The following is a 14,570-nucleotide window of genomic DNA, read 5'->3' on the forward strand; positions in this document are numbered from 1 at the left end:
TATGGCCGTCGCGCTGGCCGAAGCGCGCGCGGCGGCCCGGCGGGGCGAGGTGCCGGTGGGCGCGGTGGTCGTGTCCCCCGCCGGCGAGATCGTGGCGCGCGCGGGCAACCGCACGCGCGAACTGCACGACCCCACCGCCCATGCCGAGATCCTGGCCTTGCGCACGGCCTGCGCGGCGGCGGGCTCGGAGCGGCTGCCGGGGCATGCGCTCTTCGTCACGCTGGAACCCTGCCCGATGTGCGCCGCCGCCATCTCGAACGCGCGCATCGCCCGGCTGATCTATGGCGCGGCAGACCCCAAATCGGGCGGCGTGGCGCAGGGGCCGCGGATCTTCACGCATCCGCAATGTCACCATGTCCCGGAGGTCTTCGACGGGTTCTCGGCCGCGCAATCCGAGGATCTGCTCAGGGCCTTCTTCGCCCAGCGGCGCGGCTAGGACGGTTTTTAGGCCCCCAGTAAGGGCTTGTTAGAAGTATTCCGGGATGGTGAGCCTCGATTACGTTTTCGAGGACATCATGACCCGGCAGACTTTCCCCGGCCATTCGGCGGCCCCCGAACGATCGCACCCCCTCCTGCGTGCGGGTCTGCGCAAGGCCCTTGTGCCTGCCCTGGTGTTGGCTGGTCTGGCCACGTCCGCCCTTGCCGAGATGGCCCCTTTGCCCGAGCCCGTGCCGCAACCCGCGACCGTGCCGCAGCCCGTGGCCGATGCGCCCGTGATGGCGGCGCCGCGCGACAGGGCCGCCCGCCCGACCGCCGATGGCATTGCCCATTTCGCGCAGGTGGCCGCCTTCGAAGGGGGCTCGGGCATGGCCGGGCAGACCTTCAACCTGGGCATCCGCGCCGCCTTCGAGGAAGCCAATCGCGCCGGCGGTGTCAACGGGCTGACGCTGGCGCTCCACGGCGTCAATGACAGCTACGAACCCGACCAGACCATCGCCGCCGGCCGCCAGATTGCCGATGATCCGCGCATGCTGGCCTTCGTGGGCAGCTACGGCACCGCCACCTCGACCGCGCTGCAATCGGTAGCCGCGGACGCCGGGATGGCGTTGGTCGGCCCGCTGACGGGGGCGGGGTTTGCCCGCAACACCGCGCTGGGCAATGTGTTCAACCTGCGCACCTCCTATGCCGCCGAGGCCGAGGCCTGGGTGGCGCATCTGGTGGACCAGCGCGGCTTCACCCGTATCGGCGTGCTCTATCAAGATGACGGCTTCGGCCGCTCGGGCCTGGCGGGCGTGCGCGCAGCGCTGGCCCGGCGCGGCCTCGAGACCGCCGCGATCGGCGGCTATGTGCGCAACACCACTGCCGTCAAGGCCGCCTTCCTCGACATGCGCGATGCCGATGTCGAGGCCATCGCCGTGATCAGCACGCAGGCGCCGCTGAGCACCGCGATCCGCCTGGCCAGGGCACATGGCCTGCCCGACACGGTCTTCACCACGCTGTCCTTTCTCAGCGCCGATGCGCTGGCCGCCGAGCTGGGCCCCATGGGCGCGGGGGTGATCTTCTCGCAGGTCGTCCCCCCCACCTGGGAAACCGACCGCCCCGTCGTGGCCCGCTATCTGGAGGCGCTGGCCGCTGTCGAGCCCGAGGCCGCGCCCGCCTTCATCTCGCTTGAAGGCTACATGGTCGGCCGGCTGGTCCTTGCCGGGCTGGCCGCGGCCGGACCCGACCCCGACCGCGCCCGCTTCCTCAAGGCGATGGCAGGGCTGACCGAGGTTCCCGTCGAGGATCTCACCCTTCACTTCGGCCCCGACGACAACCAGGGCCTCGATGCGGTGTTCCTGACCCGCCTTTCGGCCGATGGCCGGATCGAGGATCTGACCAACTGATCCGATGACCGGCGCCCCGCGCCGGCCCCCGCCCGCCGCGGCGGGATGACAAGATGGAAACACGCCGATGCGCAAACTCGTCGACCTTGCCCTTCACGGAATTGCCGGTCGCATCTTGCTGATCGTTCTCAGCCTTGCCGCCACCACTGCGGCCGCGGTCCTTCTGGCCTTTCTGGTCTTTCAACAGACCGCCGAGGATCTCGACGTGATGCGCACCGAACGCGTCCCTGCATTGCGCGATGGCGCCCGCGTCATCGACCGAAGCCAGGTGCTGGGCGAAAGCCTCACCGAGATGCTGCTGGCCTCTGATCCCGACCGCCTCCAGACCCGCCGGAGCGAAACCGAAGCCGCGCGCGCCGCGCTCGACGAGGCCATTCGCAACCTGCCCGAAAACGCCCGCGCCGCCTTCGACGAGGCGCTGACGCAGGCGGATGCGCGGATCAAGGCGCTGGGCCGCGTGCGCGCCGAGGAATTCGCGCTGGATGCCGAACTGGGCGCCGCGCTGAGCGCGCTCGACACCCTCTCGCGCGAGATCGACGCCCGCCTGGCCGAGATGTCGGACGCCACTTTCCGCGCCGTCGACCGCACCGGCCAGGAAACCGCCGATGTGGTCAGCGGCACCTTCGACCGGATCGTGCGCCAGGAATTCGCCGAGGTGCGTCTGGCCCTCCAGGTGCGCTCGGAAATCAACCTCCTCTCGGGCGTGGCCATGGCGCTGGGCACGGTTTCGGACCCGGCCGTCTCGACCATCCTGCGCGATCTGTCGAATTCGGCGCTGGCGCGGCTCGAACTGATGTTGCCGGCGATCCTGCGCACCGAGGCGCTGGGCAGCCGCCGCGACGTGATCGACCGCGCGATGTCGCTTTTTGCCGACATCACCGGCACGGCCGCCGGGGCGGACCGCAGCGCCGAGCTTCTGTCGATGCGCAAGGATCTCGAGACCGAACTGGCCGTGGTCCAGGATGACCTGATCTTCGATCTGCGCATGGAAAGCGAACGCGCCGCCTCGCAGAACCGCGCCGCATTCGAGATGCTGCGCGCCGATGTCGTGAGCCTGCGTCAGCTTTCCGCGCTCTCCGACACGATCAAGGGCTTCATCGCCAAGGCCTTTCAGGTGGCCGTGGCCGATGATGCCGACACGCTCAAGGCGCGTCAGGCAGAACTGGTCGCGGCGGCGGCCAAGCTCGAGACCGAGCTGACCGACGGCACCGCCAGCCTCAACCCGCTCGTGCGCAAGCTCCAGACCTTCGCCGCCGATGGCACCGGGATCGCCGCCTCGCGCGCGGCGGTGCTGAAGGCGCGCGCCGAGGCCGCCACGATTTCCGATGCCGCCGCCGAGGCCCTGCACGAGGTCGCGGCCATCGCCGCCCAGGCCAATGCCACCGCGCTGGATCGGATCTATACCGCCGGCGTGGAGCTGCGCGCCGAGATGGATGCAGCCATCTTCCAGCTGCGCCTCGTGGTCGCCGCCTGTGCCGTCTTCGCCGGTCTGGCCATGCTGTTTGCCTGGACCTCGATCATCCGTCCGCTGGGCCGCGTCAGCGAAGCCACGGGGCAACTGGCCCGCGGCAATCTCGAGATCGTCGACAGCCTGCCCGTCAAGCGCGGCGAAATCGGCATGATGACCGCCGCGCTGGGCGTCTTCCGCGACGGGATCGTCGAGAACGCCCGCCTTCAGGAAGAGGACCGCCGCCAGACCGAGGCGCGCGCCCAGGCCGAGGCGCAGGCGCTCCGCGACAAGGTCGCGCGCGAGGAGGCCGAGCGCCAGGCGCTGGCCGAAGCCGAACGCCGCGAACACGAGCGCGAGCAGGCGGCCGAAGCCGAGAAGGAACGTCTGCGCGCCGCCGCGGAGGCCGAACGCCGCGCCCAGGCCGAAGCCCAAGCCCGCGTGGTGACGGCGCTGGCCAACGCCCTGCGCAGCCTGGCCGACGGGGATCTGCGCGTGCAGATCGACGAACCCTTCTCGGACGGCTACGAACAGCTGCGCGCGGATTTCAACGAGGCCGTCAGCACCCTTGAAACGGCGATCCGGGCCATCTCGCATGGCATCATCACCATCAACGGCGGCGCCGAAGATATCGCGCAGGCCTCTCTGGCGCTGTCGCAGCGCACCGAAACCACCGCTGCGACACTGGAGGAATCTGCCGCCGCGCTGACCCAGATCACGGAATCCGTGGCCTCTTCGGCCAAGGGGGCCCGCGAAGCCGATCGCGCGGTGCTGGATGCGCGCGCCCGCGCCGAACGCTCGAACGAGGTCGTGGGCGGCGCCGTCGAGGCCATGAACGCCATCGAGGACAGCTCGCGCAAGATCTCGACCATCATCGACGTGATCGACGATATCGCCTTCCAGACCAATCTTCTCGCGCTCAATGCCGGGGTCGAGGCGGCCCGTGCGGGCGAGGCCGGGCGCGGCTTTGCGGTTGTTGCCTCCGAAGTGCGCGGCCTTGCCCAGCGGTCCTCCGAGGCCGCGCGCGAGATCGGCCAGCTGATCTCGGATAGCGGCAATCACGTCAGCCGCGGCGTGTCGATGGTGGGGCAGGTGGGCAGCTCGCTGGGCGAGATCGTCCAGTCGATCGAGAACATCACCCAGCAGGTCTCGGCAATCGCGGCCGCCGCCAGCGAGCAATCGACCGGCATTTCCGAGATCTCGACCGCGGTCAGCCAGCTCGATCAGGCAACCCAGCAAAACGCCGCCATGGTCGAGGAAACGACCGCGGCGGGGCAGGGGCTCTCGCAAGAGACGAACAATCTGACGCAGCTGGTCTCGCGCTTCTCGCTGCGCGACGATCGCAGCGCGGCGGAGGCCGACAACGGATATCGCCGCGCCTCCTGAGCCGTTCCAGACGGCGCGCGCGCTCCTCGAGCGTAACGAGCAGCCCGCGCGCCCAATGACAGCCCCACCCGTGCTCATGCCATGGGTGGGGCGCCTTCATCTGACTGGCACGAAAGCCCTAAGCTTCGGCGCCCCTGCGATCCGGACGGATCAGCCGGAGATCGTCCCGTTGGCGGAATTGTAATCCCCCCACCGGATCGTGGTCTTCTGCCTCCCCGCGCGGATATCGAAACGATAGCTGGAATTCGTGCGACCGTGGGTCCTGTTACACGGCGGCAGGAAGCCCGATGACACCTCCGTCGTCCCATCGGCCTCGGAAAGAACCCGGACGCGCCGGTGTTCCACCCTGCTCCCATCGCTTATGACGTCATACATGCGCACCATGATCGGCACGCCTTCAAGCTTGGTATGCGAGATCGTGAGACCCGGTTGAACCGCCTGCCCGCCGAGCTGACGGCACAGGTTCTGCTGCGCCATCGGCGCGATATCCACTCGGGACACGACAAATGACGCGGCGGGTTCCGTCGACGGCATCTGCGTTGTCTGACAGGCGCTGACCAGCGCAGCGCCCAGAACCAAAGCAAGACTTCTCTTCACATATTCCTCCGGATCAATTGGACCGCATCTCGGCGAAACGGCGCGTTTCAACGACACACGCGATAGCTCCGACATGCGGGGACCATGGGATTGCGACCGCGGACAGGGATCGGAGCGCGTCCCCACACATGTTTTAGAGTTCACGCCGAGACCGTTCCTGCCCGCGCCGGGTGAGCCCGCGTCCAGTCAGGACTACCGACATTGCCCGCATGCGCGCGTTGCCCGACCGACCGCCGCCGGCCAAACTGCCAGGTGAACACCATTTTGAGAGGATTTCGTGGTGCGGGTGGTCGGACTCGAACCGACACTCCTTGCGGAAAGGGAGTTTGAGTCCCTCGCGTCTACCATTTCGCCACACCCGCAGGCTTGCGCTTCGATGGCAGGCCCCGGACCGGGCGAAGCGCAGGCAAGCTATAGGGCCTGTCGGGCGCGGACTCAAGAGATCCGGCGCACCCGCCGCGCCCCCTTTTCCTTGACCTCGGCGACAAGGCGGGCAATGTCGCCGAGGACAAGGGCCGGCTTTTGCGCCCGTGTGCTGCACCCTGAAGGAGCCCTCCATGCTGAGACGCGCCTATGACTGGACGCTGGGACTTGCCGGGCATCGTCATGCGCTCTGGGCGCTGGCCTTCGTGGCCTTCATCGAAAGCTCGGTCTTTCCGATCCCGCCCGATGTCCTTCTGATCCCGATGATCCTGGCCCGCCCCGACCGCGCCTTCGTCATTGCCGCGGTGGCCACGGTCGCCTCGGTGCTGGGCGGGCTTCTGGGCTATGCGATCGGCTGGGGCCTGATGGAAAGTCTGGGCCATTTCGTTCTGGATTTCTACGGCAAGGCCGACGCATTTGACACATTGGCCGCGCGGTTCAACGAACAGGGCGCCTGGGCGGTTCTGATTGCCGGCGTCACGCCCTTTCCCTATAAGGTCATCACCATATTCTCAGGGGCGACCGGGCTTCATCTGGGTCTGTTCATCGCGGTTTCGATCCTGGCGCGCGCCTTGCGTTTCTTCATCGTGGCCGGTCTGTTGTGGAAATTCGGCGCGCCGATCCGGATCTTCATCGAACGTTGGCTGGGATGGCTTATCACGGCGGCACTGGCGCTTCTGATCGGAGGCTTCTACATGGTGAAATATATATGAAACCGGAATTCCTGACCTCGGGTCGCATGCTGGCGGGTCTGGCCGGGGCGGGGTCGGCCCTGGTGCTGGCCGGCGCCTTCGTCTTTCAGGCCATGGGCTATGCGCCGTGCGAATTGTGCATCTGGCAACGCTGGCCGCATGCGATCGCGCTGGGGCTGGCGCTGGCCGCGATCGCGGGGCGCGACGGGTCGGGGGGCGACAGGTCGGGGCGCGGGGCAGGTCCGGGGGCGCGGCTGGCCCGTCTGACCGGCGGCCCGGTGATGCTGATCTCGGCCGGGCTTGGCGTCTATCATACGGGCGTTGAACGGCATTTCTGGGCGGGGCCCAGTGCCTGCACCTCAAGCGGGGTCAGCGGACTGGACGCCGATCAGCTGATGGCGCAGATCATGTCGGCGCCGCTGGTGCGCTGCGACGAGGTGGTGTGGACGCTGATGGGCCTGTCGATGGCCAGCTGGAACGCGATCGTGTCGCTGGTGCTGGCCGGGCTGTGGATCGCCGCCGCGCGCCGCGGCTGAGGCGGCCAGTTTCCGCTTCCCCCACCGCCTTCCCCCGGCGTCAATACGCGCAAGCGCCGTTTTGCGCGTGAATTACGCCGGAATTATCCTTTCATCCTGTTATAAAACGATATAGGATAAATCATGGCATACCAGAAACGTGCCGAACAATAATACCGGACAAGAAGGCAATATCGTGGACTTTGACCTCGAAAACATGTCGCTCGACGACCTCAAGAAACTTGAAAAGGACGTCGCGCGCGCAATTCGTTCCTATTCGACGCGCAAGCTTCTTGAAGCCCGGCAGAAGCTTGAAGCCCAGGCGCGCGAGATGGGCTATTCCCTCAACGAGATCATCGACGTGCCCGCCAAGGGCAAATCGGTCAACCCGCCGAAATACCGCCATCCCGAAAACCCGGACCTGACCTGGTCGGGGCGGGGGCGCAAACCGCGCTGGATCACCGAAGCCATCGACCGCGGCGTCGATATCGAGACGTTCCGGATCTGATTGCGCCTGTTCCCCCGGATCTTGTCTCCGGGGTGAACAGGTCCGCTAGGCGCCACCCTTTCAGAAGAACCGGGCCTTTCAGAAGACCCGGGCCGCCAGAAAAAAGGCGGAGCCAGAGGCTCCGCCAAGTCACGCTCGACCAGACCGGGGTGGTGGCCCGAGCGTCGCCCAAAAATCCCCGGCGCCGGACAAAGCACCGGAAATCAGATCCGCGCTGCAAGCAAAAGGATCACTGACAAAACAGGGTTCAACCCAGAAGCGCGTCACCTGCATAGATGACAGCCCCGACGCCCAAAGTTCCAGTCAGGGAAACCTGACTTGCGACACAAGACCGCACCCAATCACGGCAGCGGCAAGCCCCGCTGCGGTTCGCTTTCGTCCGGCACCAGGAAGATCTGCCGCTGCATCGAGGCCTTGAGCACCGCCTGGGCCGTCGTCTCGACCCCCAGAACCTCGCGCGCCAGACGCAGATGCTTTTCCACCGTGGCCACCGAGACATTCAGGATCTCGCCGATGTCGGCAGCGGTCTTGCCATCGCCCACCCATTCCAGCACCTCGCGTTGACGCGGCGTCAGCAGGCGGCTGGCACAGACAAAGGGCAGGGCGGTGATCCGCATGTGCATCAGGTTGTTCAGGGCCAGGATCTCGCGGCCGTGGCGGGCCCAGATCCGGTCCACCGCGTCCTGGTCGAGGCCCGGCGCGGCACAAAGCCCGATCGCCGCCTTTGACCGCGGGCTTTCGGCCTGAAAGCTGATCGACAGGCCCGCCACCACGCCATGGGCGGCATTGACCTCGAGAACGCGCATCGTCATCGGCGACAGCTTGCCCTGCGCGGCCGCCTCGGCGACCTCGCGCCAGCTGCGCACGCCCTCGTTGCTGACGGCCCAATCGACCATGGGCGCATGACGATAAAGCCCCGCGCCGAAGAAGGCTTCGAGATAAGCATTGGTGTGGTTCGACAGGATCAGCGTATCGTCCAGACTGGCCGTGTCGATCGCGCTCCGGAACCGTACATAGCCGTAAAGCAGACGGTCGAAACCAAAACGCTTCATCTTGGCGGTGTGCAGCGCCCAGACCTCGTCGAGCGACCGCGCCTGGAACAATTTTTCAATATGATCGAGCAACGAAATAACCTCTCGTCGTGCAGAACCGGAAATGAATTGGCAAAATTCTTTCGCCCGCCGAAAAAACGGCGGCCTGCACCGCGCAAGGTCAAACACGCCACGCGGCGCGTGCCATGTTGATTCGTTTAACTCCAAATTTACGACGATTCAATCCAGCCGTGCCGCGCGGCCCTCGATTGCCGGCGCCAGCCCCGAGGCCTCGTAGCCCGCGCGCAGCAGGATCGACAGGATCTCGGGCGTGGGGCGCTGTCCGGCCTGCGCCATGCCCCACAGATAGGACGACCGCGTGCCCGACCGGCAATAGGCCAGCACCGGGCCGGCGTGCTGCGACAGGATCTCGGCGAAGGCATCGGCCAGGGGCGGTGTCAGATTGCCCGAGAAATAAGGCAGATAGACATAATCAAGCCCGGCCGCCAGCGCCGCATCGCGCATCTTGTCCGAGGCCAGATCGGCCCCGACTTCGTTGTCGGGCCGATTGTTGATGACGAGGCGAAAGCCCTCGGCCTTGATCGCGTCGAAATCGTCAATGGCGATCTGCGGCGCAACCGCAAATCCCGGCACAATCGGCCGAAGTTCCAGCATTCCCGTCTCCCTGTCGGCGCCTCTCCCGCGCCGGGTCATCTTGAGCAACCCGAGGCGCAAGCGCAAGCCGCAGCTGTCGGGCCGGGCCAGCCGTAACGGGATCAGGCGCGCGCGTCCAGCGCTTCGGCCAGAAGATCGGGCAGGGGATGGGTCAGATCGGGCAGAACGTGATCGGCGGCGGAAAAATCCTCGCCGTCGGTATAGACCGACGGCGTCACCAGAACCCGCAGCCCCGCCGCCTGCGCCGAAGCCAGACCGGGCCGCGAATCCTCGAAGGCCAGGCAGGCGTCGGCGGGCAGCCCCAGCCGTTCGAGCGCCAACAGGAACACATCGGGCGCGGGCTTCTTGGCCTTGACCTGATCGCCCGCAGCAATGGCATCGAAGATCGTCTCGGGCGCGGCACCCCAGGTCGCGCGGGTCAGCGCCGCGACATTGGGCAGGTTCGTCGTGGTGGCCACGGCGCATTTCAGCCCCGCCGCGCGCGCGCGCGCCACCAGATCGGCCACGCCCGGCCGCAGGCGCAGCCCGCCGCCGGCCAGGATCTCGGCGTAGCGGCGGGTCTTTTCCGCATGGAGCGCCACGATCTGCTCGGGCGTCAGCTTCTCGGGCAGGTCGCGCTGATGGGCGGCCATGCGTTCCTTGCCGCCCGTCGTGCTCAGAAGAATGCGATAATCCTCGCGGCTCCAGTGCCAGGGAATGCCATTCGCGGCAAAGGTCGCGTTGAAGGCCTTTCGATGCGCCTCCTCGGTCTCGGCCAGGGTCCCGTCCACGTCGAAGATCAGCGCCTTCAGAGCCATGCGAGCCATTCCACCAATTCGGGCAGGGCGTCGAAATCATCAAACAGCGCGTCGTGATGCATCTCGGTGACCGGCGTCTTGCGATAGCCGCCGGTATAGAGCGCGAAGGGAATGCGCGCGGCCTCGGCGGTCTGGGCGTCGACCTCGCTGTCGCCCACGAAGACGGGCTGGCCGCCGCCCAGGGCGGCAAAGGTCGCCAGAAGCGGCTCGGGGTCGGGCTTGCGCACGGGCAGCGAATCCCCGCCCAGAACGGCGCCGAAATAGTCGGACATCCCCAGATGATCGAGCACCGCACGCGCGGGCGCCACCGGCTTGTTGGTGCACACCCCCAGAACATGGCCGCGCGTGCGCAGCATCTCGAGCGCGTCCATCACGCCAAGATAGGGCTGCGTCAGCGTGACGGCGGTGTGATAGCGGGCGGTGAAATCGGCATAGAGCCGGTCGAACAATTCCCCCTCGCGCGGCTGGCCGCGGGCCTCGAGCAGGCAGCCCACCAGATGCGGCACGCCCTTGCCGACGAAGCTGCGCACCTCGTCGAAGGTCAGGGGATCGAAACCCGCCTCGGCCAGGACGGCGTTCGAGGCGGCGTGAATATCGGGCGCGCTGTCGATCAGCGTGCCGTCGAGGTCGAATACGATTGTTGCCATCAGGCCTTCCACTTGATCGAGCAGCCCATCGAGGGCACCTGCTCGGCCGGGCCGCGGCCCGTATGCGCCACCATCAGCATGGCTTCATAGAGTTCGCGCCGGGCGTCCGGCGCCGCTTCCTTGCGCGAGGCATCGAGCCGCCCGCGATATTGCAGCCCGTCCGCGGCATCGAAGCCGAAGAAGTCGGGCGTGCAGACCGCGCCATAGGCGCGCGCCACATCCTGAGTTTCGTCGAAAAGATAGGGAAAGGGAAAGGCGCGTTCCGTCGCAAGGCGGACCATGTTGTCGAAGCTGTCCTCGGGATAGGCGGTGACATCATTCGACGAGATGGCGGCGAGGCCGATCCCCTCGGCCATCAGCGCGCGGGCGTCGCGCACGATCCGGTCCAGCACCGATTGCACGTAGGGGCAATGGTTGCAGATGAACATGATCAGCGTGCCACGCGGGCCGCGGATCTGATCCAGGCTCCAGCGGCGGCCATCGGTGCCGGGCAGGGTGAAGGCGGGGGCTTGCCAGCCGAAATCGCAGACGGGGGGGGAAACGGCCATGGTCCTTTTCTCCTTTGCATGCGGGATGCGCGCGATGCCCCAGAGCTAGGGCCGCCGCGGCCGAGGGAAAGGGGCCGCGCGGCAGGGGCGGCCTCGGGGGGCGCGGGGGGCTGCGTCGGGGGGCGGGCCTCCCCTCCCGCCCCCCGCACAGGCCTGCGGAAAAGTGGTGCGCGCGTCTCCTCGTCCGGCACGCGTCACGCTTCCCGCAGGCCCCCTGACACCGGGGTTCAGTTCAGCGCGGCCTCGGCGGCCTCGCGGATGGCGCGGATATTGGCGCCATAGACGTCGGGGTTCGACACCGAACCGCCCTTGAAGACAGCCGAGCCCGCGACCAGGCAATCGGCACCCGCCTCGACCACCAGCGGCGCGGTCTCGGGGGTGATGCCGCCGTCGATCTGGATATGGATCGGGCGGTCGCCGATCATGGCGCGGACCTTGCGGGTCTTCTCGACGCCGGAATGGATGAATTTCTGACCGCCGAAACCGGGGTTTACGGTCATGATCAGCACCATGTCGCACAGATCGAGCAGCGGCTCGACCACTTCGGCCGGGGTGCCGGGGTTCAGCACGACGCCCGATTTCACGCCTTGCGCGCGGATCGCCTGAAGCGTGCGGTGGATATGCGGGCCGGCCTCGACATGGGCGGTGATCATGTCCGCCCCCGCTTCGGCAAAGGCCTCGATATAGGGATCGACCGGCGCGATCATCAGATGCACGTCCATGAAGGTCTTGACGTGCTTGCGGATGGCTTTGACCAGCGGCGGGCCGAAGGTCAGGTTGGGGACGAAATGCCCGTCCATCACGTCGACATGCACCCAGTCGCAGCCCTGGGCCTCGATGGCCTCGATCTCCTGGCCGAAATTGGCGAAATCGGCAGAGAGGATCGAGGGGGCGATCTTGATGCGGCGGTCGAAGGTCATCGCGCAACTCCTTGTGGGATGGCCGAAAGGGACAGGGCAGGCGGGCCCCAAACAGGCCCGCCCGGATCTTTGGGACTGCGGCCGCGGCTCAGGCGACGCCGAGCGCCTCGCGCCAGCCCGGATAGAGCTTGTCGGCATCTTGCGGGAAGCTCTCGAAGGCGCGGGCGAATTCACGGTGCGACTTGGCGAATTCGATCGGATCCGCGCCTTCGCGCCAGCATTGCTCGGCCTGACGCAGCGAGGTCGCCCCCGCGGTGCCGCCGTCGACATGCCCGAAGGCACCGCCCCCCGAGGTCTGGATCACGTTGGAATGGCCCAGGTTGTCGAAGAAGCCCGGCAGACGCAGCGCGTTCATGCCGCCCGAGATGATCGGGGTGGTGGCCTTCATGCCCTGCCATTCCTGATGGAAATAGGGGCCCATCGCGGCGTCGTCGGTCAGCATGTAGGCCATGATCTTGTCGGCGGCCTCGCCTTCCATCTTGCCAAAGCCCATCGTGCCGGTGTGGATGCCCGACGCCCCTTGCAGGCGCGACATCTTCGACAGCACGAAGGCGGTGTAGCCGCGCATCGACTGCGGCGAGGTCACCGCCCCGTGGCCGGCACGGTGATAGTGCAGGAACTGGCGCGGGAAGGCGCGGCGGCAGGTGGTGATGGCCGCCGGACCGGCCACATAGCCATCCACCAGGAAGGCGACGTGATCGGCGTTCTCGCCAAAGGTCTCGAGGATGTATTCGCCACGGGCGAGCATCTCGTAATGATCGTCGGCGGTGATGTTGGCCGAGAACAGCTTGGCCTGGCCGGTCTCGTCCTGGGCGCGCTTCATCGCGTCGGCGACCAGACGGATCGTCTCCTTCAGCGGCGCGAAGACCTGGTTGCCCTGGGGTTCGTCGTTCTTGATGAAGTCGCCGCCCAGCCAGAAGTCATAGCAGGCATCGGCGAAGGGCTTGGGACGCAGGCCCAGCTTGGGCTTGATGATCGTGCCGACCACCATGCCGCCGTCAGTGACCGGACGGCCCAGCACGCGCCACATGTCGGCGATGTTCATCGCCGGACCGTCGAACAGACGCAGGAACGCCGGCGGCACCCAGAAGTCGTGCATCTTGGCGTATTCGACGTCGCCCATGCCCTGGTTGTTGCCGATGCACAGCGTCAGGAACGACACCAGCATGGCGCGGCCGTCGATGATGTTGCGATCGAAGAGCTCCACCGGGTAGGCGATCTTCATCAACCCGGTGGACTCGTCGATGTCATAGACCAGCGCATCCACGCCGCGCGTGAAGTCGTCGGTGGTCGACACTTCCACGTTGGTGCCCGTCGAGCTTTCGGCCGCGAAATGCGCCGCCGTCTCGAGGAAGCCATACCCGGCCTTGGGCTTCATGATATAGGCGACAAGGACATGCTTGCCCCCGGCCATCAGCTCGTCCTCGTTCAGGTCGAGCCGCGCGTAGCGATTGGACTGGTCCATGATCTTACTCCCTTTCGATCAGGCGACTTTCGGATCAAGCGCGCCCGAAGCGTAACGCTTGGCCATCTCGTCTTGTGCGATGACCTTGATCTTGCTTGCGTTGCCGGCGGTGCCAAAGGCCTCGAGGCGTTGCTTGCACAGATCGCGCATGGCTTCCATGGCGGGCTTGAGGAACTTGCGCGGGTCGAACTCCTTGGGGTTCTCCTGCGCGATCTTGCGGAACTGGCCGGTCATGGCCATCCGGCAATCGGTGTCGATGTTGACCTTGCGCACACCCATCTTGATGCCGCGCACGATTTCCTCGACCGGCACGCCGAAGGTCTGGGGCATGCCGCCGCCATAGGCGTTGATGATGTCCTGAAGCTCCTGCGGCACGGACGACGAGCCATGCATGACCAGGTGGGTGTCGGGCAGCTTCTTGTGGATCTGCTCGATCACCGACATGGCCAGGATCTCGCCGTCGGGCTTGCGGGTGAACTTGTAGGCGCCATGCGAGGTGCCGCAGGCGATGGCCAGCGCGTCCACCTTGGTCTTCTTGACGAAATCGACCGCCTGGTCGGGATCGGTCAGAAGCTGGCTGTGGTCAAGCTTGCCGACAGCGCCGTGGCCGTCCTCGGCTTCGCCCTCGCCGGTCTCGAGGCTGCCCAGAACGCCCAGCTCGCCTTCGACCGACGCGCCCACCCAATGCGCCATCTCCGCCACGCGACGGGTGATGTCGACGTTGTATTCATAGGAGGCGGGGGTCTTGGCATCCGCCTCGAGCGAGCCGTCCATCATCACCGAGGTGAAGCCGTGACGGATCGCCGACATGCAGGTGGCTTCGTTGTTGCCGTGGTCCTGATGCATGCACAGCGGGATGTCGGGATAGATCTGGGCCAGCGCCTCGATCATCTTGGCCAGCATGATGTCGTTGGCATACTGGCGCGCACCCCGGCTCGCCTGGATGATGACCGGCGCGTCACAGGCCTTGGCGGCCTCCATGATCGCCAGGCCCTGCTCCATGTTGTTGATGTTGAACGCCGGCACGCCGTAGTCGTTCTCGGCGGCGTGATCCAGCAGCTGTCGCAGCGTGATAAGAGCCATGTCCGGGTCT

At 66.6% G+C, this 14,570-nt stretch carries 15 protein-coding genes and 1 tRNA gene; 6 read left to right on the plus strand and 10 right to left on the minus strand.

Annotated features, from left to right (window positions below):
• The first annotated feature begins 1 nt into the window (after window position 1).
• The 3 genes from BW949_RS08375 to BW949_RS08385 all read left to right on the plus strand — a co-directional run bounded on the left by BW949_RS08375 (window position 2) and on the right by BW949_RS08385 (window position 4,659).
• Window positions 2–436: a nucleoside deaminase gene (locus tag BW949_RS08375; RefSeq protein ID WP_076365066.1), complete on the plus strand. Its 435-nt coding sequence runs from the start codon at window positions 2–4 to the stop codon at window positions 434–436.
• 49 nt (window positions 437–485) lie between these two features.
• Window positions 486–1,826, plus strand: a complete 1,341-nt coding sequence (locus tag BW949_RS08380) for an ABC transporter substrate-binding protein (RefSeq protein WP_210187214.1) — start codon at window positions 486–488, stop codon at window positions 1,824–1,826.
• 67 nt (window positions 1,827–1,893) lie between these two features.
• Entirely contained in the window at window positions 1,894–4,659 is a 2,766-nt protein-coding gene (locus tag BW949_RS08385; protein WP_076365068.1) for a methyl-accepting chemotaxis protein, read from the plus strand.
• 150 nt (window positions 4,660–4,809) lie between these two features.
• Here the strand turns inward: BW949_RS08385 and BW949_RS08390 are convergent, their stop codons facing one another.
• Window positions 4,810–5,256 (minus strand): hypothetical protein, encoded by a 447-nt coding sequence (locus BW949_RS08390; protein ID WP_143524426.1) that lies wholly within the window; start codon window positions 5,254–5,256, stop codon window positions 4,810–4,812.
• 278 nt (window positions 5,257–5,534) lie between these two features.
• Window positions 5,535–5,618 (minus strand) — tRNA-Leu (locus BW949_RS08395).
• Between the two features lie 195 nt (window positions 5,619–5,813).
• On the opposite strand from BW949_RS08395, the gene BW949_RS08400 reads away from it, so the two are divergent.
• From BW949_RS08400 to BW949_RS08410, 3 genes are all read left to right on the plus strand, one after another.
• Window positions 5,814–6,392: a YqaA family protein gene (locus BW949_RS08400; protein ID WP_076365072.1), complete on the plus strand. Its 579-nt coding sequence runs from the start codon at window positions 5,814–5,816 to the stop codon at window positions 6,390–6,392.
• On the plus strand, window positions 6,389–6,907 hold the full coding sequence (locus tag BW949_RS08405) for a disulfide bond formation protein B (RefSeq protein ID WP_076365074.1): 519 nt from the start codon (window positions 6,389–6,391) through the stop codon (window positions 6,905–6,907). Before BW949_RS08400 ends, BW949_RS08405 begins: the two co-directional genes overlap by 4 nt.
• A gap of 175 nt (window positions 6,908–7,082) precedes the next feature.
• Complete coding sequence (locus BW949_RS08410) at window positions 7,083–7,394, plus strand: H-NS histone family protein (RefSeq protein ID WP_328585814.1); 312 nt, start codon at window positions 7,083–7,085, stop codon at window positions 7,392–7,394.
• A gap of 341 nt (window positions 7,395–7,735) precedes the next feature.
• Here the strand turns inward: BW949_RS08410 and BW949_RS08415 are convergent, their stop codons facing one another.
• The 8 genes from BW949_RS08415 to fba all read right to left on the minus strand — a co-directional run bounded on the left by BW949_RS08415 (window position 7,736) and on the right by fba (window position 14,560).
• Complete coding sequence (locus BW949_RS08415; protein ID WP_179747538.1) at window positions 7,736–8,518, minus strand: helix-turn-helix transcriptional regulator; 783 nt, start codon at window positions 8,516–8,518, stop codon at window positions 7,736–7,738.
• 147 nt (window positions 8,519–8,665) lie between these two features.
• The gene (locus BW949_RS08420; RefSeq protein ID WP_159440055.1) at window positions 8,666–9,100 is read right to left on the minus strand and encodes a protein tyrosine phosphatase family protein; all 435 of its coding nucleotides are present in this window, start codon (window positions 9,098–9,100) and stop codon (window positions 8,666–8,668) included.
• A 101-nt stretch (window positions 9,101–9,201) separates the two neighbouring features.
• On the minus strand, window positions 9,202–9,897 hold the full coding sequence (locus BW949_RS08425; protein WP_076365076.1) for an HAD-IA family hydrolase: 696 nt from the start codon (window positions 9,895–9,897) through the stop codon (window positions 9,202–9,204).
• Window positions 9,888–10,544: a phosphoglycolate phosphatase gene (gene gph, locus BW949_RS08430; RefSeq protein ID WP_076365078.1), complete on the minus strand. Its 657-nt coding sequence runs from the start codon at window positions 10,542–10,544 to the stop codon at window positions 9,888–9,890. Before gph ends, BW949_RS08425 begins: the two co-directional genes overlap by 10 nt.
• Window positions 10,544–11,092, minus strand: coding sequence for a thioredoxin family protein (locus BW949_RS08435; RefSeq protein ID WP_076365080.1), 549 nt, complete (start codon window positions 11,090–11,092; stop codon window positions 10,544–10,546). Before BW949_RS08435 ends, gph begins: the two co-directional genes overlap by 1 nt.
• A 227-nt stretch (window positions 11,093–11,319) precedes the next feature.
• Window positions 11,320–12,012, minus strand: coding sequence for a ribulose-phosphate 3-epimerase (gene rpe / locus BW949_RS08440; protein ID WP_076365082.1), 693 nt, complete (start codon window positions 12,010–12,012; stop codon window positions 11,320–11,322).
• Window positions 12,013–12,100: 88 nt separating this feature from the next.
• The gene (locus tag BW949_RS08445; protein ID WP_076365084.1) at window positions 12,101–13,477 is read right to left on the minus strand and encodes a ribulose-bisphosphate carboxylase; all 1,377 of its coding nucleotides are present in this window, start codon (window positions 13,475–13,477) and stop codon (window positions 12,101–12,103) included.
• Window positions 13,478–13,495: 18 nt separating this feature from the next.
• Window positions 13,496–14,560, minus strand: a complete 1,065-nt coding sequence (gene fba / locus BW949_RS08450; protein WP_076365086.1) for a class II fructose-bisphosphate aldolase — start codon at window positions 14,558–14,560, stop codon at window positions 13,496–13,498.
• Window positions 14,561–14,570: the final 10 nt, after the last annotated feature.

Origin of the sequence: Phaeovulum vinaykumarii (assembly GCF_900156695.1) — a bacterium.
Classification (GTDB): Bacteria; Pseudomonadota; Alphaproteobacteria; order Rhodobacterales; family Rhodobacteraceae; genus Bieblia_A; species Bieblia_A vinaykumarii.